This is a genomic window from Thalassospiraceae bacterium LMO-JJ14 (assembly GCA_021555105.2).
In the GTDB taxonomy this organism is placed as follows: domain Bacteria; phylum Pseudomonadota; class Alphaproteobacteria; order Rhodospirillales; family Casp-alpha2; genus UBA4479.
Map to the genome: position 1 here is coordinate 3,387,775 of CP134604.1, position 23,145 is coordinate 3,410,919.

Annotated in this window: 20 protein-coding genes and 1 tRNA gene; 4 read left to right on the plus strand and 17 right to left on the minus strand. The window is 60.0% G+C overall.

Annotated elements, in window-relative coordinates; translation table 11 throughout:
* Nucleotides 1-102: 102 nt before the first annotated feature.
* Genes L2D14_16030 through L2D14_16040 form a run of 3 tightly spaced genes read right to left on the minus strand, consistent with a single transcriptional unit; the run spans nucleotide 103 to nucleotide 3,283 of the window.
* Complete coding sequence (locus L2D14_16030) at nucleotides 103-576, minus strand: GAF domain-containing protein (GenBank protein WNJ99366.1); 474 nt, start codon at nucleotides 574-576, stop codon at nucleotides 103-105.
* Between the two features lie 32 nt (nucleotides 577-608).
* The gene (locus tag L2D14_16035; GenBank protein ID WNJ99367.1) at nucleotides 609-2,381 is read right to left on the minus strand and encodes a gamma-glutamyltransferase; all 1,773 of its coding nucleotides are present in this window, start codon (nucleotides 2,379-2,381) and stop codon (nucleotides 609-611) included.
* Between the two features lie 14 nt (nucleotides 2,382-2,395).
* Complete coding sequence (locus L2D14_16040) at nucleotides 2,396-3,283, minus strand: MBL fold metallo-hydrolase (GenBank protein WNJ99368.1); 888 nt, start codon at nucleotides 3,281-3,283, stop codon at nucleotides 2,396-2,398.
* Nucleotides 3,284-3,386: 103 nt separating this feature from the next.
* Between L2D14_16040 and L2D14_16045 the strand changes: the two genes are divergently transcribed.
* From L2D14_16045 to L2D14_16060, 4 genes are all read left to right on the plus strand, one after another.
* Nucleotides 3,387-4,166: a GntR family transcriptional regulator gene (locus L2D14_16045; protein WNJ99369.1), complete on the plus strand. Its 780-nt coding sequence runs from the start codon at nucleotides 3,387-3,389 to the stop codon at nucleotides 4,164-4,166.
* An 82-nt stretch (nucleotides 4,167-4,248) separates the two neighbouring features.
* A complete protein-coding gene (locus tag L2D14_16050; GenBank protein ID WNJ99370.1) occupies nucleotides 4,249-5,187 on the plus strand; it encodes a tripartite tricarboxylate transporter substrate binding protein in 939 nt (312 codons plus the stop codon).
* A gap of 2 nt (nucleotides 5,188-5,189) precedes the next feature.
* Nucleotides 5,190-5,804, plus strand: coding sequence for a tripartite tricarboxylate transporter TctB family protein (locus L2D14_16055; protein ID WNJ99371.1), 615 nt, complete (start codon nucleotides 5,190-5,192; stop codon nucleotides 5,802-5,804).
* 12 nt (nucleotides 5,805-5,816) lie between these two features.
* Complete coding sequence (locus L2D14_16060) at nucleotides 5,817-7,409, plus strand: tripartite tricarboxylate transporter permease (protein ID WNJ99372.1); 1,593 nt, start codon at nucleotides 5,817-5,819, stop codon at nucleotides 7,407-7,409.
* 476 nt (nucleotides 7,410-7,885) lie between these two features.
* Here L2D14_16060 and L2D14_16065 read toward each other — a convergent pair whose 3' ends face one another.
* The 14 genes from L2D14_16065 to L2D14_16130 all read right to left on the minus strand — a co-directional run bounded on the left by L2D14_16065 (nucleotide 7,886) and on the right by L2D14_16130 (nucleotide 23,054).
* Entirely contained in the window at nucleotides 7,886-8,620 is a 735-nt protein-coding gene (locus L2D14_16065) for an ABC transporter ATP-binding protein (protein WNJ99373.1), read from the minus strand.
* Between the two features lie 2 nt (nucleotides 8,621-8,622).
* Nucleotides 8,623-9,756 (minus strand): ABC transporter permease, encoded by a 1,134-nt coding sequence (locus tag L2D14_16070; GenBank protein WNJ99374.1) that lies wholly within the window; start codon nucleotides 9,754-9,756, stop codon nucleotides 8,623-8,625.
* Nucleotides 9,753-10,916, minus strand: a complete 1,164-nt coding sequence (locus L2D14_16075; protein WNJ99375.1) for an efflux RND transporter periplasmic adaptor subunit — start codon at nucleotides 10,914-10,916, stop codon at nucleotides 9,753-9,755. Before L2D14_16075 ends, L2D14_16070 begins: the two co-directional genes overlap by 4 nt.
* Nucleotides 10,913-11,542 (minus strand): TetR/AcrR family transcriptional regulator, encoded by a 630-nt coding sequence (locus L2D14_16080; protein ID WNJ99376.1) that lies wholly within the window; start codon nucleotides 11,540-11,542, stop codon nucleotides 10,913-10,915. The genes L2D14_16075 and L2D14_16080 overlap by 4 nt, the downstream gene beginning before the upstream one ends.
* A gap of 224 nt (nucleotides 11,543-11,766) precedes the next feature.
* Nucleotides 11,767-11,842 (minus strand) — tRNA-Lys (locus tag L2D14_16085).
* A gap of 107 nt (nucleotides 11,843-11,949) precedes the next feature.
* On the minus strand, nucleotides 11,950-13,098 hold the full coding sequence (rodA, locus tag L2D14_16090; protein ID WNJ99377.1) for a rod shape-determining protein RodA: 1,149 nt from the start codon (nucleotides 13,096-13,098) through the stop codon (nucleotides 11,950-11,952).
* Nucleotides 13,095-15,047 (minus strand): penicillin-binding protein 2, encoded by a 1,953-nt coding sequence (gene mrdA, locus L2D14_16095; protein ID WNJ99378.1) that lies wholly within the window; start codon nucleotides 15,045-15,047, stop codon nucleotides 13,095-13,097. Before mrdA ends, rodA begins: the two co-directional genes overlap by 4 nt.
* A gap of 22 nt (nucleotides 15,048-15,069) precedes the next feature.
* Complete coding sequence (mreD, locus tag L2D14_16100) at nucleotides 15,070-15,585, minus strand: rod shape-determining protein MreD (GenBank protein WNJ99379.1); 516 nt, start codon at nucleotides 15,583-15,585, stop codon at nucleotides 15,070-15,072.
* Between the two features lie 4 nt (nucleotides 15,586-15,589).
* Nucleotides 15,590-16,468, minus strand: a complete 879-nt coding sequence (mreC, locus tag L2D14_16105) for a rod shape-determining protein MreC (GenBank protein ID WNJ99380.1) — start codon at nucleotides 16,466-16,468, stop codon at nucleotides 15,590-15,592.
* Between the two features lie 125 nt (nucleotides 16,469-16,593).
* Nucleotides 16,594-17,634, minus strand: coding sequence for a rod shape-determining protein (locus tag L2D14_16110; GenBank protein ID WNJ99381.1), 1,041 nt, complete (start codon nucleotides 17,632-17,634; stop codon nucleotides 16,594-16,596).
* A gap of 78 nt (nucleotides 17,635-17,712) precedes the next feature.
* Nucleotides 17,713-19,269, minus strand: coding sequence for a 2-isopropylmalate synthase (locus tag L2D14_16115; GenBank protein WNJ99382.1), 1,557 nt, complete (start codon nucleotides 19,267-19,269; stop codon nucleotides 17,713-17,715).
* Between the two features lie 380 nt (nucleotides 19,270-19,649).
* The gene (gene ilvC, locus L2D14_16120) at nucleotides 19,650-20,669 is read right to left on the minus strand and encodes a ketol-acid reductoisomerase (GenBank protein ID WNJ99383.1); all 1,020 of its coding nucleotides are present in this window, start codon (nucleotides 20,667-20,669) and stop codon (nucleotides 19,650-19,652) included.
* 68 nt (nucleotides 20,670-20,737) lie between these two features.
* The gene (gene ilvN, locus L2D14_16125) at nucleotides 20,738-21,250 is read right to left on the minus strand and encodes an acetolactate synthase small subunit (GenBank protein ID WNJ99384.1); all 513 of its coding nucleotides are present in this window, start codon (nucleotides 21,248-21,250) and stop codon (nucleotides 20,738-20,740) included.
* A 43-nt stretch (nucleotides 21,251-21,293) separates the two neighbouring features.
* On the minus strand, nucleotides 21,294-23,054 hold the full coding sequence (locus L2D14_16130; GenBank protein WNJ99385.1) for an acetolactate synthase 3 large subunit: 1,761 nt from the start codon (nucleotides 23,052-23,054) through the stop codon (nucleotides 21,294-21,296).
* Between the last annotated feature and the right edge of the window lie 91 nt (nucleotides 23,055-23,145).

The window sequence follows — 23,145 nt, forward strand, 5'->3', positions numbered from 1 at the left end:
TCTTGCATTTTGCCTATGCATAGTGGCGGCTACTCCATACGCAATACTCGCTGTTGCAAGTCTGCACCAACGATCGGAGTGAAGATATTATCGTTGAGTCAGCTATCTATTCTTAAGTGCACTGGCAAGCTCATCGGCGATCTTGTGAGCACACGCCACATGATCCTCGCGATAAAAACCCGCTTCATCCAGTAAATTCATCGTTCCTAGGGTTTTGCCGTCGGCCCTGATCGGCATGTTCAGGACGGATTCCAGTCCAAGGTCGATGATCACCGCATAGTCATTGAAATTGGCGCGGATATCGTCGGCATTGTAGCCGATGAAAGGTCGCCCTTGCGTCAGAACTTGGTCGCCCCACGCAGTAAAGCGTTTCTTCTTTCGTCCGCCCGTCGGATATTTGTCGGGATTGCTTGAATAACAGCGCTCCACTTCCATGCTCTCGCGATGCAACGCCATGACCGTAAACAACCGGTGGCCGATCAGGTCTGCGGCGGCTCTTTCTGCCAAGCGGAACGCGGTGTCGGCGTCCGGCGCTTCGGCGACCGCTTTCGCATAGGCATCAAGAGCTTGGAGCATTGCCGCATCCTCAATCGTTTCACCCGACATTTTCAGACCCCGCCGGCGGTGCCGGCACGCCGGGGATCGGCCCCAGCCGTCAACGCCCCTGTTTCGGGATCACGTACCACCGCAAGCACACCGCCGGCTTTCCATGTGCCGTCCTGCCAGCGTTCGAGCATGTGGCCGCGGGCCGAAAGGTCTGCGGCGACATGTTCGGGGATGCTCTGTTCGACCATCAGCAGGCCCGGGAAATAGGCGTTCGGTGCGAATGAGGACGGGAAGCTGTAGGTCGCGAAACGCGGTGCTTCGACCGCTCTCTGGATGTCCATGCCGAAATGGAAGCGGTTCAGATAGACCTGGATCATCGCCTGAATCTGTACATCGCCGCCCGGTGTGCCGAACACCATCAGCGGCTTGCCGTCCTTGATCGCCAGGGCCGGATTGGGGGTCAGGCGGGGACGCTTGCCCGGTGCGACGGCGTTTATCGAGGCGCTGATCCCGCGCGACTGCGAACCCCTGGATGACGGACACAGCCCGGTTCCGGGAATGACCTCGGTATCGGCGGATGTGTCACTGGGGGTTGCCGAGAACATGTTCCCGGCGGCGTCGATCACCGACACATATGACGTGTCGGCGGATGCCGGGTCGGCCATCTTATGTTTATCAACGGGACGGGTGTCATGCGGATCATCTGCCGGTCCGTTCACCGCATCCGGTTGGGTCCCGGCTGCTTCTTCCAGCACGGCCCGCATATTGACGGGATCGCCCGCGGGCGGCATGGCGTCGAACGCACGGACGGGATCGATCAGCCCGGCCCGCAACGCGAGATATTTTTCATCCAGCATGCCGCTTACCGGGACATCGACGAAGGCCGGATCTGCGACATAAGCTTCGCGATCCGCAAACACCAGTTTGAAGACCTCGGTCAGGGTATGGATATAATCGGCGGAATTATGTTCGAGACCGGACAGATCGATGCCGTCCAGCATTTTGAAGGCCTGCGCCAGCGAAATCCCCTGGCACCACGCGCCGCAGGTATGGATTTCCGCATCCCCGAATTTGACCTTGAGCGGGGCTTCGAAACGGACCTGAAAATCGGCCAGGTCATCGGCCCCGAGAAAGCCGCCTTTGGCGGCGTGGTAATCGACGATCTTGCGGGCGATGTCGCCGACATAAAAGGCATCGCGCGCCGCCTTTAGCCCCTGCAAGCGGTCGCCGCCCGCGGCCTGTTCCTGGTCGATCATGTACTGGATCGTCGCTGCAAGGTCGGTTTGGACGAACATCTCGCCGACTTTCGGCGGGCGGCCGTTCGGCAGGTAAATCTCCTGTAACGCCGGGGTCCGGCGGTAAGCGGCTTCATTGGTGGCGATAAAATCAGCGAACACCGGATAGACGGGAAACCCGTCCCGGGCATAGCGAACGGCGAACTGCGCGACATCGGCAAAGCGCATGGTGCCGAATTTCCCCAGCGCAGCGATCCACGACGCCGGTGCCGCCGGCACCACGGTCCGCATCAGCCCCTGCGGCATGGCACCGCCGTGTTCACGCTCGAAATACTCAACCGACGCCCGTTTCGGCCAGACACCAAGGCCGTCGATGGTGATCGTCTCATCGCTGTCCGCCATCCGGATGATGATCGGCGCGACGCCGGCGAAATTGACCAGATCCGAGTGCAGCACGCCGATGGCCAGTCCCGCCGCGACCCCGGCGTCAACCGCATTGCCGCCGTTCTCGAGGATTTCCATCGCTGCCCGGGTGGCAAGCGCGTGCCCCGCCGAGACGGCATATTTCCGGGCATGAACGACGGGGCGGGCTTTGATCATCTTGTTAATCCTGTTCAGTCGATCCGGTGCGGCAAATCTACGTTCAGTGACAGTTTCATCAGATCACGGCCGATAATGATATTTCCGGAAAACACGGTTTTCATCTCCGTGACCATTTCTTCAAGGACGCCCGGACTGTCGAGCAGATGGATGAAGTGTGTGAGCACAACCGTTTTAACATTGGCACGTTTCGCCACTTCCGCAATATCCATGTGATTGCCGCTGGCCAGCCGGTAGGCCTCGGTCGGTTCCATCCCGGAGGCGAAATGGCACATGTGGATCAGCATGTCGCAATCGCGGGCAAGCTCGACCATGCTGTCCGGGACCCCGCCGCTGTCACCTGAATAGACCAGCGTGCCTTCGTCGGTTTCGAGACGGAAGCCGAGGCAATCCATGATCGGCTGAAAATGTGCGGCCTCGCCGACGACGATCCGCCAGCCGTCCCCCTCTACCGTATCGCCGGGCGCGACTTCATTGATTTCCGGTGCCGGCTTGGCCCGGGGCAGCACGCCGCCGCGTGATACGTACACGTCCTTGCTGGCCTGATGCGAAACCCGGGATTCGATATCCAGTCCGAACGCACCGTCCTCGCCGATCAGGCGCTCGGTGATCCGCGCCAGCGGCTGCGGGCCGTAGACCTTCAGTTCAGGAATTTTGCCGGCCCCCATGTCCCAGCGCTGCAGGACCAGACGCGGATAGTCCATGATGTGGTCGTAATGCATATGGCTGAGGAAGGCGTGCGTGACTTTGGTCGGGTGGGATCCGGCCTCAAGCAGACGGTGCGCCGCACCGGGGCCGTGGTCCATGATGATGACATCGTTGCCGATCTCAATGAGGTAGCCGGAACTCTGGCGTGTCAGTGAGGGCGCGGGGGTACCGGTCCCCAATAGGGTGATTTTCAAAAGTCGCCTCCTCGTGCCAGCGGGTGAAACAGCGTGTTGACGGTGTTCTGTTTTTATATACTATATAGTATATTAATTAAAACTATTAAGTATATGGAGCCGCATGTCGACCCAGGAAATTGCCATTGATGCGCTATTGCAATCCGTCGGTGACGGCATGCCGGCCAATGGCATCCCGAAATACCAGCGGCTGGTGGAAGCGTTTTCCGAATGCGTGATTTCCGGCTGCTTCAAGCCCGGCGAACGGGTCCCGACGGAAACGTCGCTTGCGGAAAAGCTTCCGGTTAGCGTCGGGACCGTGCAAAAGGCTTTGGCGCAACTGGTCAGCAATGGCCTCGTTGTGCGCCATCGCCGGACCGGCACGTTCATCGCCGACCGTAGCTCACTGGTCAATGAAGTCTTCGTCTACCGCTACAAGGATCCCGATACCGGCAAATACATGATGCCCTTTGTGCGGACCCTTGCCGTAAATGCGGATACCAACCCCGGACCGTGGCAGGAATCACTGCGGGTCGAAAGATGTGTGCGCGTGGACCGGCTGGTATGGTTCGATCAGCAGCCCCCGGCGTATTCGAGCGTTTATTTCACTTATGAGCATGGGCAGGTTTATCTGGACCGTGCGATCGAAGACCTCAATGGCTCGTCCCTGCACCGGATGCTGATCGACCGCTTTAACCTTCCGACGATTCGCATGGAACACGCCATCAGTTGCCGCACCCTGGACGACCAGGCGTGCCATCATCTGCTTCTGCCCGGCGGCACCACGGGCACGATCTGGGACATCAAGGACTTCACCATTCACGATGCCCCGATCCTGTTCCAGCGCTATCAGCTGCCGCCCGGCCACAGGCCGGTCGAAATTACCGAGTCCTACGGGATGTAACAGGGACAAACAAGAAAGACGGAAGAAACTTGAGTACACGACCAAACATAAGCGACACTTTAAACCAGAGGAGAGCACGTCAATGAAACGCTTATTACCCTTACTCGCAGCGCTTGCGCTGTTTGCCGGTCCGGCGCAAGCCGAATGGGCACCCAAAGGCCCGATCAAGTTCTGGATCGGCTTCGGCGCCGGCGGCGGTACCGACACCCAGGCCCGCGCCCTTGCCGAAGAACTGGAAGCCCTCAAGGGCTGGCGCATCATCCCGGAAAACAAAGCCGGTGGCGGCGGTGCCGTAATGGCAGCGCAGTTAAAGAATGAACCCGCCGACGGTCAGACGGTTGGTCTCGCAATCAACACCACCTTCGACTTTGCGACCATCGGCAACGAGAACATTTCGATCGATGATTTCACCTACATCACGATGACGGCGGGTTCGCAAATGGCCGTGCTGGCACGTGCCGACAGTGGCTGGAAGTCGCTCGACGACATGGTCAAGGCCGCCAAGAGTGGCACCAACATCGTCTGGGCCAACTGGGGCAACCAGGTTCAGGCCGGTGCTGAAATGGTGGCGCGTCATTATGGCATCACCGTCAACCATCTGCGCGGCAAGGGCGGCAAGTCCGCAATCAACGCGCTGGTGGCCAAGGACGCCAATGTCGGTTGGGGCGGCGGTGTTCAGGGACCGCTGGTCGCTGCGGGCGAACTGGTGATCCTGGCTTCCGCGGAACCCAAGCCGCTGGTACAGGCACCCGATCAGCCGACGTTGATCGATCTCGGCGTGATGGAAACCGGTCTCGGCTTCCAGTTCCTGCTGGCCGGTCCGAAAGGCATGAGCGACGATGCGCGTGACACCTTCGCCGCAGCAATCCACGAAGTTCTGAAGAACCCGGAATCGAAAACCGCCAAGTTCATCACCAAGCAGTACCCCCCGGGTCCGCTGATGACGTCCGGTGCGGCGCTGGAGGCTCAACTCAAGAAGAACCTCGAAGCCAACAAAGAACTGGTCAAACTGGTCAAGTGAGCGTGAACGCTTCCGACAACCAAAAACATACGGCGCCGGACCCCTGGGATATCGGGTTCGGCGCCGTTATTTTCGTCGCCTCGCTGGCGGCGATTTTCGTGTGGTTTCCAAACGACATGCGCGGCGGGTTTTTTTTCGTCAATCCGATTGGCAAGACCGAACCCGGCGACGCCTTTTTTCCGACCCTGCTGGCAGCTACGCTGGCCCTGCTGAGCGGGCTGCAGCTTTTCCTGTCCCTGACACGGGGATCGCCGCCGGCTAGCCCCGGCGCGCAGGGACATCTGACCAAAGACAACATCCGCTTCCTGATCCTTTTCACGGCGATCTGCGTCAGCGGACTTCTTATTATGTATTTACTGGGACCGGCCGCGGCGTGGGTGATGCGCAGTTTCGGCCTGATTGATGTCGAGTACCGCTATCTTACGGATACGGCCCCATATAAATATCTCGGATACGTCACCGGCGGGTTTCTGATGACTGTCACCCTGATCGGCTGGACCGAGGGCCGTCTGCGGCGCGTCGGCATCATCTCGGTGCTGACCGTGATCGTGGTCTCGATCATCATTTTCGATCAGCTGCTGACCAACGTCCTGCTGCCCCCCAATGCCGATTACTAACCGGGAAAACTGATGGAACTGGTTCTCGAATACGTGCTGCGCGGTATCGCCGATGTGTTTACGGCGTCGGACGGCAGCCTGGACTGGATGCCGCTGATCATGGTGTTCGCCGGACTGATCGTCGGCATCATCGTCGGCGCGACGCCCGGCCTTAACGGCCCCTTCGCCATGGCGCTGTCGTTGCCGGTGCTGATCTGGGTGTTCGGGGTCAGCGATGATGCGTTGCTGCCGATCCTCGGATTCCTGATCGGCCTGATGAAGGGGGCCACCGTCGGCGGTGCGGTCCCGGCCATTCTGTTCAACACGCCCGGCACGCCGGATGCCTATCTGACGACACTCGACGGTCATCCGATGGCGCTCAACGGCCAGGGGCCGAAGGCGCTGAAGGTGTCCCATTTCAGTTCCGTCTGCGGCGATACTTTCAGTGACATGGCGCTGTTCCTGACCGCGCCGGTGCTTGCGGTGCTGATCGAAAGCGTTCTCGACCTGCCCGAGAAAGCGGCGTTGATCATTCTGTCGCTGTCGTTCATGGCGGCCGTCGCTGGCAGTGCGCCGCTCAAGGGCCTGATGATAGGCGTGCTCGGCATGCTGTTGGCGCTGATGGGCTCCACCCTGTCGGGGAACGGCCCCCGGATGACCTTCGGGATTGCGGAACTGGGCAACGGGTTGCCGCTATCGTCGGCCATTCTCGGCGTGCTGATCGTCGGCGAGGTCTTCATCGGCATCGAGGACGCGGCACGCCACCGGATAGCCAATAAAAAGCCCATTCAGAACAAGGCCCACGGCGACAACCGCTTTCGATGGGCCGATATCAAAGCCATCATGCCGGTGATCTGTTCATCGTCGCTGATCGGCACCGTGATCGGCGCCCTGCCGGGGATCGGCACGACCCTGGCGGCGACCCTCGGCTACGACTTCGCCAAGCGGTTCTCGAAAAAACCTGAAAGATACGGCACCGGCATTCCCGAAGGCGTGGCGGCGACGGAAGCGGCCAACTCGTCGGTGTCCGGCGCCAACCTGATCCCGGTCATGAGCCTCGGTATTCCCGGCAACTTCGCCGCCGTGTTCATCATCCTCGCCGTGGAATCGGTTGGCGACTTCACCCTTGGCCCGCAGGTCTTCCGGTTTACCGAGATCAAGGAGATCGAAGGTTACGGCACCATCATCAACAAGGACCTGGTCATCGCCTTTGCCATGTTCACGCTGATGGTGATCGCCAATGCCTTCAACTGGACCGTCGGTGGTGTTCTCATGCGCTCACTGGGCGTGCTGGCGCGTATTCCTAAATCAATCATGCTGCCGGTCGTCCTGCTGATTACCCTTACCGCCGTGTATGCACAGGACGGCGGGTTCGTCGCCATCTGGGTGGTGATGGTCTTTGGCCTGATCGGCTATGTCCTGCGCAGACTGGATATCTCCATCCTGCCCTTCGTCATCGGTTTTCTGCTGTCACCCCGGCTCGAAGAGCTGATCCGGGGCGGCTATTCGGCGTCCGGGGGCGATCCGCTGTTCCTGTTGAAATCGCCGATTGCGCTGGCGTTTCTGGTCATGGCGGTGCTGATCCTGTTTTTCGCGAACCCGAACAGGCGCATAGCCAAAAGTTAAGCGCACCAAGACGCGCGGCTCTCAGGATGGTATGACGGACAATTTTCTAAACTATCCGTGTGGAACCGGTTAAAGGTGTAAGCTCATAACTGTGACAGTTATGCCCTCCTGGAATTCGATCATGATTTGGCCGACCACGAGGCATAATCTGCCCCCGCCAAACGCGGAGACTAGGCAATCCTTTTCGGGACAGTATCAGATCAAACGAGCTTGAGCAGAACAAGACCGTTCCGTAGCCTCGGCGAACGAATAATCCATATCGCTATTTCAAAATTTCGCCAGAGGTCCTTAGTCAGGAGCTGCTGAAATTCCTAAAATGCGCAATGAAGCGGCGGCCCCGCTGTTATTGTCACAGACGGGCTCCGATCATACCGGGCGGCGATGAACGTGTTTCGCAATTTGTCTATCCATCGACCTCGCCGAGTGGTGACGGCTTGAAGCATATTCATCTGACAACGCCTCGTCGCGAGCTTTGTTCACATACCGTTACCTTGACAAGGCTGTTCTGTGTTCTGATTTTCCAGCCGCCCGTCCCGCAAATGGAAAATACGGTCGAAGCGGTCGAATATTTTCTCATCATGCGTGACGGCAAGAATTGCTGCATCCTGCTCAACAGCAACCTTGCGCAACAAATCCATCACGATACCCGCTCGTTGGGAATCAAGCGCCGCCGTGGGTTCATCCGCAAGGATGATCCGCGGACGGTTGGCGAGCGCGCGGGCGATCGCTACCCGTTGAGCCTCCCCACCCGAAAGATTTGCCGGCATAGCATCTTTACGGTGACCTACTTCCAGATAATCCAGCAACTCAATCGCCCGCCGTTTCGATTCATCCTTGTCGAACCCGGCAAGGCTAAGTACCACGGCGACATTATCGGTGATGTTTAGGAAGGGCAGCAGGTTGTGAAACTGGAAAATGAAACCGACTTTTTCCAGCCGAAGCTTGCGCAGATCAGGTCGCAGCCAGTGTCCGTCATAGACAACTTCACCGTCGAGGCTGACCCAGCCTTTACTGGGCTCGACGATGCAGCCGATGACGTTCAGGAGCGTCGTTTTCCCCGATCCGCTGGGGCCAAGAAGCGCAACCACCTCGCCAGGATGGACCTTCAGACTGACATCGCGCAACGCATCAACGCGGGTTTCCCCTTCGCCGAAATATTTCGAGACATTCCGCACATGCACAAGCGGCAATTCGCTTTTAGGGGGGCACATTGCTAGCTCCCCAATGCCGCTGCTGGATCGACTTTGAGCGCCAGCCGCACGCCGAGGGCACTGGAAAGAACGCAGACAAAGATGACTGCCGCAGCAAGCGCAAGCCCGTCTTCTGGCTGGAGCACGACGCGGCGCGGAAAATAGTCTTTGATACTCGTAATCAGCAACGCGCCGAACCCGAAACCGATCGTGCCCATCGCTAGGGCTTGCTGCAGAATCAGCCAAACGATGGTGCGATCTGCCGCGCCAATCAGTTTGAGGGTAGCGATCTCCCGAAGTTTATCCATAGTCATCGTGTAGAGGATCAGTGCGATGATAACGGCCGAGACGATCATCAGCAGAGCTGTGAACAGCCCGATCTGCTTGCGCGCGCGTTCAACAACAGAGCGCGTCAGGATAAGCTCCTGTTCATCATGGCTCATGGCCGCAAGGTGTTTCCAGCGCCGCGCCGCTTCTGCCACGCTTTCCGGCGGCACATTCGGGGAGACACGGGCGACAACAGCATTGATCGTATCCGTGTCACCGGAACCGGCACCTCGTGCGATTTCCCGTCGCGCCGCTGGTGGTGCCAACTCGAATTGAAGCTGTTGGGAATCTTTCAGCGTGATGTAAATTACCGGATCTCCCCCGGAAGATACCTGCCCGTCGGTAAGGCCGACAACCGTGAACGTGTCGCGGCCCAGTTCCACACGACTGCCGGGTAACAGACCTGTCCGTTTGTCTGCCACCATTTCATAGTGGCCCCGGCCAATCGGTCGCCCCGTGGAGATCGTATCAGGCCCGCCGGGACGTCCGGGTTCGTAACCGACGACATAAAGCCGCAGCTTTTGACTGCCGTGACGCGTCTCGACGGATTGATAGGTCACACTGCCTGCCGCAATGACACCATGAAGCCGGGCGATGGCTTCGCGTGTATCACCGGGAATACGGGACGATTCGGCGAAAGGTCCGCGCGTACCGGATTCCACGACCCAGACATCCACAACAGGTGTACGAACCAACGTTAGCGCATCCTCCACCAACCCCCGGTAAATCCCGATCATGGACAGGACGACGCCCAGCAACAGGCTTAGACCGAAGCAGGTGAGCAGAAAACGCCCGAGATTGTGCCGGATATCCCGATAAGCTAGGTTCATGGCAACGTACCTTCTTGCACCTTCGCCGCACGGCCCTCGCGCAGCCCTTGGCGTGGCGCAATAATGACGCGCGCGCCTTCCGGCAGGCCATCGGTGATTTCAAGTCGGGAATCGAGTGTTCTACGACCAAGCACGACCTCCCGGCGATACAATTCGTCATCCTCCACGGTCCAAACCGTACCTTTGGTCCCGTCAAAATTCACGATTGCCGTTTCCGGAACCAGAAGCGCTTTGTCGACGACGCCGGTCGTAACGAAAATTTCTGCCTGTTCGCCGAGATAAAAACGATCAGGGCAACGGTCGCAGGCGATATAGACCCGACGCTCTTCGCTCACCCGGTCGCTTTCAATGTCGATACGGACCACGTGGCCAGGGAATTTTTGCCGAGGAAGGGAACGAAGGCGAACCTCGGCGGGCTGACCAACCCGCAGATCACCGGCGCGCGATTCATCGACATAGGCCAGCGCCCAGATGGTTTCCGGGGCAACTAACGTAAAAAGAGCTTCGCCGGGGCTGAGAACGGAACCCAGCTCTTTGTGGCGTTGGACGATGATGGCGTCATAGGGTGCTTTGAGTACGTGATGATCCAGAAGCACTTTCTCCACGTCGAACTGCGCGCGGGCATCTTCTAGGACGGCCTTTGCAACATCCACGTCGCTGATTGCCACAACCAATTCGGCGTCAGCCACGTCTTGTTCCATTTGCGCTTCTTCGGCGGTTTCGACAGACACCGTTTGCCGAGCGATAAGTGCCTTTTTGCGTTTGTTCGTCTGCTTCTTCTGAGCAAGAACGGCGCGCGCCTTGCCGACGGCGGCTTCAGCCATCTTTACCACCGCTTCGGCATTGACCATTCCGGCCTTGGCCTTGGCCACGCGGGCCGCCTGTTCGGCGCTGTGCAAGCGCGCGAGGACATCGCCTTCTTTCACCCGGTCGCCATGATCGGCATTTAGTTCAACAAGCGCGGCACCGGCCTCGAAACCTATTTTAGAGAGGATACGTGCCTCTACCGTGCCAAGGCCGAAGACCTGTATCGGTACATTTTCAGCGGGCCTCGCGACCTTCACCGGTATTGGTCTGATAAAAATGAACAGTAATATGGCCGCCCCGACTGCGCCGACCCCCAGTAGGAACAAAACATATCGGACAAAACGTTTTCTCATGATGCACCACTTTCTCCGTCAGGCCCCGCGGTTCCGTAAGCAAGGCCCATTAGTTGCAGTTCAAGAAGGCGGTTTCCCTCTTCTATCAGATCGAAATTCCGGCCACTGATAGACCACCTTACGGCAAGGCCCTGCACCAGCCCGATGATAAGATAGGCGGAATCGTCTGGATTGAGATCGTCGCGCAATTCACCCGCTACGCAGGCTTGCGCCACCAGATCGGCAATCAGCTTATGGAAGCGGTTCATCAGTCCAAAGAAAGCTCTCCGCAGGCCCTTGTTCTTGCTATGGAGTTCCCGTGAAAAAAGAATGGCGGGGATCGCCGGCGTTGACTGGATCAAGCGCAGTTGCGCGCCGATCAGTTGACGTATCTTCTCTCTGGAGGTGGTGTCTCCGCTCTGAGCATTCTTCCAGCAAGTCTCCATCATTGACCCAACGTGGGCGGCCACCGCCTCCCATAGATCGTGCTTCTTCGGAAAGTGTCGGAATATCCCCGGCTGGGTAAGGCCGACGGCAGTCGCAATTGCATCGGTCGTCAGCCGGTCTGGCCCAAGTTTGTCGGCCAGGCGAAGGGTAACGTCAATAATCTCAGCCTTCCGGACTGCGGCAGATTTTCGGACACGCATGATACCCAGCCTTAGTTAGTGATTAATTACTAACTAAGGCTGGGTACAGACTTTGTCAACCGCCGGCATTGTCACGTTACTGGCTATATAATTGACCGGCACCGTATATGCCGCACTGTAAGTCATTCTGCCTGCAGAATATTATGCCGAATATCAGGAAAGTTGATTAACGTGACAATGCCGTTCAAGCAAAGCCTGACCGCAAGATCGAAAATCTACGAAATTGGTGGGCGCACAAGGACTCGAACCTTGGACCCGCTGATTAAGAGTCAGCTGCTCTACCATCTGAGCTATGCGCCCCCAATGTGGGCCGGGCGTCGTCTGCCGTGGTCCCATGGAGAGCGGCGGATATAGCAAACCCCGCGCCCAGCCGCAAGGAAACTCGCGCTGGCTCCGGGGCCCGGGTCTTACAACCCTTCCGCCTCGCCGCGGCGGCCGACCGGCACGTCCTTGTGCACGCCGACACCGATCACCAGCCCGAAGCCGATCATCAGCGTCAGCATCACCGTGCCGCCGTAGCTGACCAGCGGCAGCGGCACGCCGACCACCGGAATCAGCCCGGTTACCATGGCGATATTGATGAACACATAAAGGAAGAACGTGGTCGTGATTCCACCAGCCACGAGGCGACCGAACTGGTTACGCGATTTCACCGAAATGATGATGCCGTATGTAATGATCAGCGCATACAGCACGATCAGGGCGAGTCCGCCGACAAGGCCCATTTCCTCTGCCAGCATGGTGAAAATGAAGTCGGTCTGCATTTCCGGCAGAAAATGCAGGTGGCTCTGCGGGCCGAGCATGAAGCCTTTGCCCGTCAGCCCGCCCGACCCGAGCGCGATTTTCGACTGAATGATATGATAGCCGGCACCGAGCGGATCTGTCTCGGGGTTGAGAAACGTCAGCACCCGCTTCTTCTGGTATTCATGCAGGAACTGCCAGGCGATCGGCGCCGCCGCCAGCCCGGATACCCCGATTACGGCAAATTTCCATAGCCGCACCCCGGCCAGGAACATCACAGCACCGCCCGTCATCGCCACCATGATCGCCGTGCCCAGATCGGGCTGGCGCAAGATCAGCGCCGCCGGAGCGGCAATCAGGGCGATCGGCACAATCAGCCGAGGGATCGACCCGATATCCTCGATCGCACCGGCGTTGAAATAGCGTGCCAGCGCCAGCACCAGAAAAATCTTCATCAGTTCGGACGGCTGGATATTCACGAACCCCAACGAAATCCAGCGTTGCGCACCCATGCCGACATGCCCCGCAACCTCGACCCCGACCAGCAGTGCCAGCGCCAGGAAATACAGCATGTATGCATAGCGGAGCCAGATACGGATATTGATGGTCGCGATCACGATCATCACCGTCAAGGCGACGCCGAACCGCAGCATCTGGCGTTCCGCCCAGGGCTGCATCGAGCCGTCGGCGGCAGAATACAGCATGGCGAAACCGACCCCGGCGACCATGCCGATCAGCAACACCAACAGCCAGTTGATGGAAATCAGCTTGCGTCCCAACGTCAGTTCGGGTGTCGAAAGGCCGGATCGCATCATGTCCCCCCGTCCGTGCGGGCGACGACTTTCGCCGGCGCGGCGGTTTCTTCGCTGTGGGCAGCGTCGCCTACAGGGTGCGCCTGTGCGGCGGGCGCGGCGGCGATTGCGATGCCGGGACCGGCGGACCGGCGGTTATAGGCTTCGATCAGCACGTCACGGGCAATCGGCGCCGCCGTTGACGAGCCGCCGCCCCCGTGTTCGACGACAACGGATATCGCATAGCGCGGGTTGTCGACGGGCGCAAAGCCGACGAACAGCGCGTGATCGCGGTATTTCCAGGGCAGATCGTCGTTCTTGCGCACGCCCTGCTCGCGTTCCAGCTTGGAAATGCGCCGCACCTGCACGGTGCCGGTCTTCCCGGCCATGGGAAATTCCTCGATCCCCGTTTGCGACCGTCTGGCAGTCCCGGTCGGATGATTGACGACCCTGTCCATGGCCTTGGTGACAATCTCAAGGTGTCCCGGCGGGATATTCAGCGACGGAATATCCGCCGCCGACTTCTGGTACTCGGGCGTACCGCCGATGGCCCGCGTCAGCCGCGGCGTAATCGCCCGCCCGCCGTTGGCAAGGCGTGCCGTCATCAGCGCCATCTGCAGCGGCGTCAGCAGAACGAAGCCCTGCCCGATCCCGGCAATCACCGTCTCGCCCTGATGCCACGGTTCGTCGCGCGTTGCGCGTTTCCAGTCCCGGGTCGGGATCAGGCCGCCCTGTTCGCCCGGCAGGTCGATGCCCGACGGCGTATCCAGACCGAACTTGCGCGCCGTTGCCGCGATACGGTCGATACCCGTACGCTTGGCGACCTCATAGAAATACACATCGCAGCTTTCGGTTATCGCTTCCTGGGCATCGACGAAACCGTGCCCGTGCCGTTTCCAGCAGTGGAACTTGGCATCGCCCAGTTCGTACTCGCCGGAACAGTGGATCTTGTGATCGGGCGAGATCACGCCCTTTTCCAGTGCTGCCAGCAGCACCATCATCTTGAAGGTCGACCCCGGCGAATAGACGCCGGCGATGGATTTGTTGATCAGCGGCGAGCGTTCGTTATTGACCAGTTGCTGCCATTCGGCGGAACTCAGGCCGCGGTTGAAGTCGTTGGAATCGTAGCTCGGGTTCGAGACCATCGCCAGCACGTCGCCGTTACGCACATCCATGACCACGACCGACGCACTTTCCTGGCCCAGCCTTTTGGCGATGTATTCCTGCAAGCCCATATCGAGGGTCAGCATGACCTCGGCACCGGGCTGGCCCTCGCGGCGGCTGAGTTCACGGATCATCCGGCCGAAGGCATTGACCTCAACCTCGGAGCTGCCGCCGGTGCCGCGCAGCTCCAGATCGTGCACCTTTTCGATGCCGGCGCGCCCGACACGAAAACCGGGCAGTTTCAGCAGCGGATCCTCGTCCAGGTCTTTTTCGGAAACGGACGCCACATAGCCCAGTACGTGCGCCGCCTCGGCACCATAGGGGTAACGCCGGCTGCGCCCGACGTCGATCATCAGACCGGGCAGGTCGGGGGCGTTGATTTCGATCTTCGCCACTTCCGTCCAGCTCAGGTTTTCCTTCAGCGTCACCGGCACAAAGGCGCGGTTGCGCCGTACCTCGCGCACGATTCTGCGTTTGTCGCCTTCGCTCAGCGTGACGATCTTCTGCACATGCGTCAGGACTTCGTCGATCTCGCTGCCCTTGACGTCCTCGGGGACGAGTTGCAAGCGGTAGTTCTGCTGGTTTTCCGCCAGCGGGCGCCCGAAGCGGTCGATGATGCGCCCGCGCGGCGGCGCCAGAAGACGCAGGTTGATACGGTTTTCATCGGCCAGCGTCGCATAGCGGTCGGCTTCGACCACCTGCAGGTAATACAGCCGCCCGGCAAGCGCCGTCAGCAATACCGCCTTCCCGCCGGCCAGCATCGCGGCGCGGCGGGTAAAAATCTTCTGGCGGTCGGGATCCCTGTTCACCCCTGTTTATCCCCTATTCATCCTATGACGTCTGCAGGAAAGCCTGCTGCCATCGTGTGAACATCCACGACAACACCGGGAACACGGCGACGGTCAGACCGAACTGGTAAATCGCCGAGCGCGCCTGGATCAGTTCGCCGGTCACGATCGACAGCAACAGCCATTCCAGCGCCAAGGCACCGGCGGCAACGAAGACAAAGCCGATCCACACGATGACGAATGACTTGCCGGAAAAGAAAGACCGCTGCGCCAGCGCCGCGCCCAGAACGAGTAAAAAGATCAGCGCACTGACGCCGACCGGCAGGCCGGACAGAAAATCGTGGATAATACCGATCAGGAACACGGCTGCCGCCGGCATCAGGTCCGGCCGGTACACGGCCCAGAAATAAATACCGATCAACGGCAGCATCGGCGCCACCTGCGCAAAGCCCGGGATATGAAACGGGATCGCGCCTATCACCAGCAAAACGAACGTCAGCGCAAAGGGGGTCAGATCACGGGCAAAGCGGTCGACACGGTGCCAGAATGACGGTTTCATCGCGTTACCTGGCCCCTTTGTCGGCGCGGCCGGACTTGAACTCGATAATCCCGTCGAGGCCGTAATCCAGGACGTGCACGATCTCGAGCCTGGCCGGGTCGACGAACGGCTCGACCTCGATCCCGCTTTCACCGGCGACGCTGACGATGCCGACCGGCAGTCCCTGCGGCAAGGCGCCGCCGTGGCCGGAGGTCACGATCCGGTCACCTGGCGTCGCTACGACGTCCGGCGGCAGATGCACAAGGCGCAGCGTTTCGCCGTTGGTCCCGGCGACGACGCCGCGCACGCGCGAGCTTTCAATGACGATGGGAATGCGCGAGTTCAGATCCGACAGCAGAAGCAACCGGGACGAACGCAGGCCGACTTCCTGAACGCGGCCGACCAGACCGGCGCCGGTGATTACCGCCTGGCCCTTGCGCACACCGTCGCGCGAACCGGCGTTGAGGATCATGGTGCGGGCAAAGGCGCCGCCGGAATCGCCGATGACCCTTGCGGAAATGGTTTTCGTGCCGGGTGCCGGGACGAAGTTCAAAAGCTCGCGCAAGGCCTTGTTCTCGGCTTCCAGCTTGCGGGCGATCGCCTGCCACTGCAAAAGCCGGTCGTGTCCGGCGCGCAGACGGGCGTTTTCCTCGCGCAGCGCCAGCAGGGTCTTGCCCTCACCGACCATGTCGTGAATCGCATCCAGCGGCCGTGAAACGAAATCGAGGATGGGGGCAACCGCGTCCGTCACCTGCGCGCGCGCGCGCTCAAAGGCTGCCGGCTCCATTTTTCCGACAAGCATGAGCGCTGCCGCGGTGACGATCAGGCCGATATACGCAAATCGTTGCGCAAAGGTTTTGACCGGCGCGGCAATGCGGCTGATGGAACGTTCGCGGTCGTTCAAACCGTATCACCCAGTCTTCGCGTTGATGCCCAGGTTTCGCGGCCGAACCGCGAAGCTCATCCGGCCACAGTAAACGACAAAAACCTGACCGTTACATGACGCCGCTCCAGCTTTCGCCGGACGGTTCAGTACATGGTGGTCAGCACGTCTTTCAGACGCTTCATTTCCTCAAGCGCGCGGCCGGTGCCCAGCACCACGCAGCTCAACGGATCATCGGCAATCGATACCGGCAGGCCGGTCGAATGACGCAAAACGAAATCGATGTTGCCCAGCAGCGCCCCGCCGCCGGTCAGCACGATCCCCTTGTCGACGATGTCGGCGGCCAGTTCCGGCGCCGTATGTTCGAGTGCGACCTTGACAGCCTCGATAATGGCGCCGACCGGCTCGGCAAGGCTTTCGGCGATCTGCCGTTCCGAGATGACCAGTTCCTTCGGCACCCCGTTCATCAGATCGCGGCCCTTGATTTCCATGGTCCGGCCGTCGCCGTCGTCGGGCGGACAGGCGGAACCGATCTCTTCCTTGATGCGCGCGGCCGAGCCTTCACCGACAAGCAGGTTATGATTGCGGCGGATATAGGCGATGATGGCTTCGTCCATCTTGTCGCCGCCGACGCGCACGGATCTGGAATAGACGATGCCGCCCAGCGAGAGCACCGCGACCTCGGTCGTGCCGCCGCCGATATCGACGACCATCGAGCCCGTGGGCTCGGTCACCGGCAGACCGGCGCCGATCGCGGCGGCCATCGGTTCCTCGATCAGATAGACCTTGCGCGCGCCCGCGCTCTCGGCCGATTCCTGAATGGCGCGGCGTTCGACCGCGGTCGATCCGGACGGCACACAGACCACGACCAGCGGGCTGGCGAAGGTGCGGCGATTGTGCACCTTGCGGATGAAATACTTGATCATTTCCTCGGCGACTTCGAAGTCGGCGATGACCCCGTCGCGCAGCGGCCGAATGGCGCGAATATTGCCGGGCGTTCGGCCCAGCATCTGCTTCGCTTCCTCACCGACGGCGAGGACCTGTTTCTTGCCCTTGACCTCGGCGATGGCCACAACGGAAGGCTCGTTCAGCACGATCCCCCGGCCCTTTACATAGACCAGCGTGTTCGCCGTCCCCAGATCGATCGCCATATCGGCGGAGAGAAATCCGAAAAGTCTCGAAAGCATAGGCTCAAAAATCCAATACAGCCTTAAGGTTCACCGTTACCGACCCCCCGCACTTATAGAAAGCGAGGGGCGGAATTACTAGGCCGAAAGCGCTTCCGGCGCGGTTTTTTGTCTTTTTACCAATAGTTTGTTCAAAGCCATAATATAAGCGCGGCAACTTGCCACCAGGGTATCCGTATCGGCGGCCATGCCGTTGACGGTACGGCCGTCTTCTTCAAGTCGTACAGAGACCTCGGCCTGCGCGTCTGTGCCCTGGGTCACAGCATGAACCTGGTAAAGCTGCAGGCGCGCTTCGTGCGGGAACAACTCCTTGATGCAGTTGAAGGCCGCGTCGACCGGGCCGTCGCCGGTGGCGTCGCAGGATTTCTCCTCGCCCTGCACGTTCAGCGTCATCGACGCTTTCGGCGGGTTGTGCACGGTGCCGCAGTTGACCTCGAGCGAGACCAGCGAGATCTCGTCGACGACACCGACCCCCTGATCGTCGATCAGGGCGATGATATCCTCGTCGAATATCTCTTTCTTGAGATCGGCCAGATCCTTGAAGCGCTTGAATGCGGTCTGCAGCGCGTTGTCGCCCAGATCGTAGCCGAGGTCCTTGACCTTGTCCTTGAACGCGTGGCGGCCGGAATGCTTGCCCAGCACGATGTTCGACTTGGTCAGGCCGACCGATTCGGGGGTCATGATTTCATAGGTTTCGGCGTTTTTCAGCACGCCGTCCTGGTGGATGCCGCTTTCGTGCGCGAAGGCATTGGCGCCGACGATGGCCTTGTTGGGCTGCACCTGGAAGCCGGTGATCGACGACAGCAGCCGCGACGCCTTCATGATGTGTTCGGTCTTGATATTGGTGGTGTACGGCAAAACATCGGCGCGGGTGCGGATCGCCATGACGATTTCTTCCATCGACGCGTTCCCGGCACGCTCGCCGATGCCGTTGATGGTGCATTCGATCTGGCGTGCGCCGGCGTTGACGGCGGCCAGCGAATTGGCGACGCCGAGCCCCAGGTCATTGTGGCAGTGCACGGAAATGATCGCCTTGTCGATGTTCGGCACACGGTTCATCAGCATCTCGATCAGCGCCGCGAACTCGTCCGGCACCGCATAGCCAACGGTATCGGGGATGTTGATGGTCCCGGCGCCCGCCGCAATCGCGCTTTCGACGCAGCGGCACAGGAAATCGTGCTCCGTGCGGGACCCGTCTTCCGGCGACCATTCGACATCGTCGGTGTGCGTGCGCGCATGCTTGACGCTGTCGATGACCGCCTGATGCACGTCATCGGGCTCCATCTGCAGCTTGTATTTCATGTGCAACGGCGAGGTCGACAGGAAGGTGTGGATTCGCTTGCGCTCGGCTGGTTTCAGGGCTTCGGCGGCGCGGTCGATGTCGCCCTTGGTGGCGCGTGACAACCCGCAGATGGTGGCGCCCTTGACGGTCTTGGCAATCTCGTTGACGGCCTCGAAGTCGCCTGCGGAGGCGATCGGGAAACCGGCCTCGATAACGTCGACGCCCATGCCCGCCAGAACCTCGGCAATGCGCAGCTTTTCCTCGAGATTCATCGAGCAGCCCGGCGACTGCTCGCCGTCGCGCAGCGTGGTGTCGAAGATGATAACGCGGTCTTTGTCCGTCACTTGTGCCATGACACACCTCTCATTCGTCCGAAACCGGAACAGTTCCGTCCCCGGACAGTCTCAGAATTGGGTTTCCATAAGCTTAACGCCCGAAAACGCAAGAAAAAAGGCGGGATTGGGGGATGGAGGTACGTTTCCGCTGATTCATGTCTCGGAAGGAAGTGCAGGGTGACGGGCAAGCAGAATAAACGGCCCCGGTTGCCCGGGGCCGTTTTTGTTTGATCCGCCCTCTCCTTCGAGACGCGCTGCGCGCTCCTCAGGATGAGGGTTTTATTCATTTCGCCTCATCCTGAGGAGCCCCGGACACTGTCCGGGGCGTCTCGAAGGATGGGGACGACGATAGCCTGATCGTCGAGATCCCGGCCTGCGCCGGGATGACGCCTGCGGCGTCAGTTCTTGGTCTTGTCGACGAGCTGGTTCTCGGCGATCCACGGCATCATGGCGCGGAGCTTTTCGCCGACCACTTCGACGCCGTGTTCGGCGGCGATGCGGCGGGACGCCTTGAAGCTGGCCTGACCGGTCATGTTCTCGGACATGAAGTCACGCACGAAGCGGCCGGTCTGGATGTCCGTCAGGATGTCCTTCATGGCTTTCTTGGTGTCGTCGGTGATGACGCGCGGGCCGGAGACGTAATCGCCGTATTCCGCCGTGTTCGACACCGAGTAACGCATGTTGGCGATGCCGCCTTCATAGATCAGATCGACGATCAGCTTCACTTCGTGGCAGCACTCGAAATAGGCCATTTCCGGCGCGTAACCGGCTTCGACCAGCGTTTCGTAACCGGCCATGATGAGATGCGACAGACCGCCGCACAGCACCGCCTGTTCGCCGAACAGGTCGGTTTCGCACTCTTCCTTGAAGGTCGTCTCGATGATGCCGGAGCGGCCGCCGCCGATGGCCGAGGCGTAGCTGAGCGCGACTTCGAGGGCATTGCCCGTGGCGTCCTGGTTGACCGCGACCAGGCACGGCACACCGGCGCCGCGCTGGTATTCGGAGCGCACCGTGTGGCCCGGGCCCTTCGGCGCGATCATGAAGACGTCGAGGTCGGGACGCGCTTCGATCAGCTGGAAGTGGATGTTGAGACCGTGCGCGAACGCCAGCGCCGCACCTTCCTTGAGGTTGGCGGCCAGGTGATCGCGGTACAGTGCGGCCTGACCTTCGTCCGGCGTCAGCACCATGACGACATCGGCCCAGGCGGCTGCGTCGGCCGGGCTGAGCACCTTGAGGCCTTCGTTTTCCGCCTTCTTGGCGCTGGAGGAACCTTCGCGGAGCGCGACGGCCACTTCCTTGACGCCGCTGTCGCGGAGGTTGAGGGCATGGGCATGGCCCTGGCTGCCGTAGCCGACAACGGCCACTTTCTTGCCTTTGATCAGATTCACATCCGCATCACGGTCGTAATAAACTCGCATTTTTCTCTCCCCTGAGATCTGGGTGTTCTTGAATTAAATCCGGTGTCGCTGAATTTGCTGGGGGGGTTTTACAGCCCCTCGGTCCCGCGGGCAATGGCGGCGACGCCGGTACGTGAAATATCCGCAAGCCCCAACGGCCGCATCAGATCGATAAAAGCGTTCAATTTGCCGGTGTCGCCGACGATTTCGAAGACGAAACTCTCGTTCGTGCTGTCGACCACGCGGGCACGGAAGATATCGGCGATACGCAAGCTTTCGACGCGTTTGTCACCGGACCCGACCACCTTGACCAGCGCCAGCTCGCGGTCCACATGCGGGCCGTCGAGGGTCAAGTCGGAAACCCGGTGCACAGGCACCAAGCGGCCCAACTGCGCCTTGATCTGCTCGATAATCATTTCCGTACCGGAGGTGACGATGGTGATCCGCGACAGGCTTTTTTCGATATCCACCAAGGCGACGGTCAGGCTTTCGATGTTGTAGCCACGGCCGGAAAACAGGCCGATGACGCGCGCCAAAACGCCCGGCTCGTTGTCGACGAGAACGGAGATGGTGTGAAAGTTGATCTTTTTGTCGATGCTCATGCTTCTGGTCCTTGAATTGAGGTGATGGTTTTCCACGCCGGCTTTAGACGAGGACCATCCCCTCTTCCGAAATCGGTTTCTCGGCCTTGTCGTCCGGGCCCAGAAGCATTTCATTGTGCGCCGCGCCCGACGGAATCATCGGGAAGCAGTTTTCCGTCGGATCGATCTGCACGTCGGCGATCACCGGTCCGTCGGTTTCGATCATTTCCTTCAACAGGTCCTCGACCTCACCGGGTTTGGTCGTACGCAACCCCTTCATACCGAAGGTGTCGGCCAGTTTGACGAAATCCGGCAGGCTATCCATGTAGCTTTCCGCATAGCGCCCGCCGTGCAGCAGCTCCTGCCACTGACGCACCATGCCCATATAGAAGTTATTGAGGATCAGGCACTTCACCGGCAGACGGTACTGCGCGATGGTGGAAAGCTCCTGCATGTTCATCAGGAACGACGCCTCGCCGGAGATATCCACGACCAGGCTTTCCGGATGCGCGATCTGCACGCCCATGGCGGCCGGCAGGCCATAGCCCATGGTGCCGAGGCCGCCCGACGTCATCCAGCGGTTCGGCTCTTCGAAGCTGAGATACTGCGCTGCCCACATTTGGTGCTGCCCGACTTCGGTGGTGATGTAGGTGTCCCTGTCGCGCGTCAGATCATTGAGTGTCTGCAACACGTACTGCGGCTTGATGATGTCGCCGGACTGCTTGAATTTCAGCGATTCGACGGCGCGCCAGTCGGCGATCTGCGCCCACCACTTGTCGAGCGCGGCGAGATCGGGGTGATGCTTCTTGGCTTTCCACCCGGCGATCAATTCCTTGAGGACGTGCGCGACATCGCCGACGATCGGGATATCGACCTTGACGTTCTTGTTGATCGAGCTGGGGTCGATGTCGATGTGGATTTTCTTTGAATTCGGCGAGAACGCATCCAGACGCCCGGTGATGCGGTCGTCGAACCGCGCGCCGACGCAGATCATGACGTCGCAGTCGTGCATCGACATGTTGGCTTCGTAAGTGCCGTGCATGCCGAGCATGCCGAGGAACTGCTTGTCCGACGACGGATAAGCCCCCAGCCCCATCAGTGTCAGGGTGCACGGATAATTGGTCATGCGCACGAATTCGGTCAGCAGCCTGGAAGCTTCCGGACCGGAATTGATGACGCCGCCGCCGCAATAGAACACCGGCTTCTTGGCCGACGCGATCAGTTCGACCGCTTCGGCGATCTTGTCGGACTCGGGTTTCAGGCGCGGCTGATACTTGGCCAGCGAGATTTCTTCCTTCGGCGTGTAGTCCTGCTTCGCCATGCAGACATCCTTGGGCAGGTCGATGACGACCGGGCCCGGACGGCCGGAACGCGCGACGTGAAACGCCTCGTGCATGACATGCGACAGATCGGCAACGTTCTTCACCAGATAGTTATGCTTGGTGCAGGGGCGCGTGATACCGGTGGTGTCGCATTCCTGAAAGGCGTCGTTGCCGATCAGATGCGTCGGCACCTGACCGGTCAGGCAGACAACGGGAATGCTGTCCATCAGCGCATCGGTCAGGCCGGTTACCGCATTGGTCGCACCGGGACCCGACGTCACCAGAACGACGCCGACCTTGCCGGTCGAACGGGCATAGCCTTCGGCGGCATGCACGGCGCCGCCTTCCTGACGGACAAGGATATGGCGGATCTGGTTCTGGTTGAAGATCGCGTCATAGATCGGCAGGACCGCACCGCCCGGATAACCGAAGATGACTTCGACACCCTGATCGGCCAATGCCTTCAGGATAATCTCTGCTCCGGATATTTCTGTCGTGCTCATCGAACCGTTCCTTGTGCGTTACACCAAACAATAATTGACGGTCGGCAACCGCGGCCCCCGACCGTCCTGAACCTTGTGTTAGAGCTCCAGC

What these genes read in the sequence shown, in the direction of transcription:
- L2D14_16065 (WNJ99373.1), bottom strand. Translation starts at nt 8,620, where the DNA reads ATGTGCCCCCCTAAAAGCGAATTGCCGCTTGTGCATGTGCGGAATGTC.
- L2D14_16075 (WNJ99375.1), bottom strand. Translation starts at nt 10,916, where the DNA reads ATGAGAAAACGTTTTGTCCGATATGTTTTGTTCCTACTGGGGGTCGGC.
- L2D14_16070 (WNJ99374.1), bottom strand. Translation starts at nt 9,756, where the DNA reads ATGAACCTAGCTTATCGGGATATCCGGCACAATCTCGGGCGTTTTCTG.
- L2D14_16130 (WNJ99385.1), bottom strand. Translation starts at nt 23,054, where the DNA reads ATGAGCACGACAGAAATATCCGGAGCAGAGATTATCCTGAAGGCATTG.
- rodA (WNJ99377.1), bottom strand. Translation starts at nt 13,098, where the DNA reads ATGATGCGATCCGGCCTTTCGACACCCGAACTGACGTTGGGACGCAAG.
- ilvC (WNJ99383.1), bottom strand. Translation starts at nt 20,669, where the DNA reads ATGCGAGTTTATTACGACCGTGATGCGGATGTGAATCTGATCAAAGGC.
- L2D14_16110 (WNJ99381.1), bottom strand. Translation starts at nt 17,634, where the DNA reads ATGCTTTCGAGACTTTTCGGATTTCTCTCCGCCGATATGGCGATCGAT.
- L2D14_16050 (WNJ99370.1), top strand. Translation starts at nt 4,249, where the DNA reads ATGAAACGCTTATTACCCTTACTCGCAGCGCTTGCGCTGTTTGCCGGT.
- L2D14_16030 (WNJ99366.1), bottom strand. Translation starts at nt 576, where the DNA reads ATGCTCCAAGCTCTTGATGCCTATGCGAAAGCGGTCGCCGAAGCGCCG.
- L2D14_16080 (WNJ99376.1), bottom strand. Translation starts at nt 11,542, where the DNA reads ATGCGTGTCCGAAAATCTGCCGCAGTCCGGAAGGCTGAGATTATTGAC.
- L2D14_16035 (WNJ99367.1), bottom strand. Translation starts at nt 2,381, where the DNA reads ATGATCAAAGCCCGCCCCGTCGTTCATGCCCGGAAATATGCCGTCTCG.
- ilvN (WNJ99384.1), bottom strand. Translation starts at nt 21,250, where the DNA reads ATGAGCATCGACAAAAAGATCAACTTTCACACCATCTCCGTTCTCGTC.
- mreD (WNJ99379.1), bottom strand. Translation starts at nt 15,585, where the DNA reads ATGAAACCGTCATTCTGGCACCGTGTCGACCGCTTTGCCCGTGATCTG.
- L2D14_16115 (WNJ99382.1), bottom strand. Translation starts at nt 19,269, where the DNA reads ATGGCACAAGTGACGGACAAAGACCGCGTTATCATCTTCGACACCACG.
- L2D14_16045 (WNJ99369.1), top strand. Translation starts at nt 3,387, where the DNA reads ATGTCGACCCAGGAAATTGCCATTGATGCGCTATTGCAATCCGTCGGT.
- L2D14_16060 (WNJ99372.1), top strand. Translation starts at nt 5,817, where the DNA reads ATGGAACTGGTTCTCGAATACGTGCTGCGCGGTATCGCCGATGTGTTT.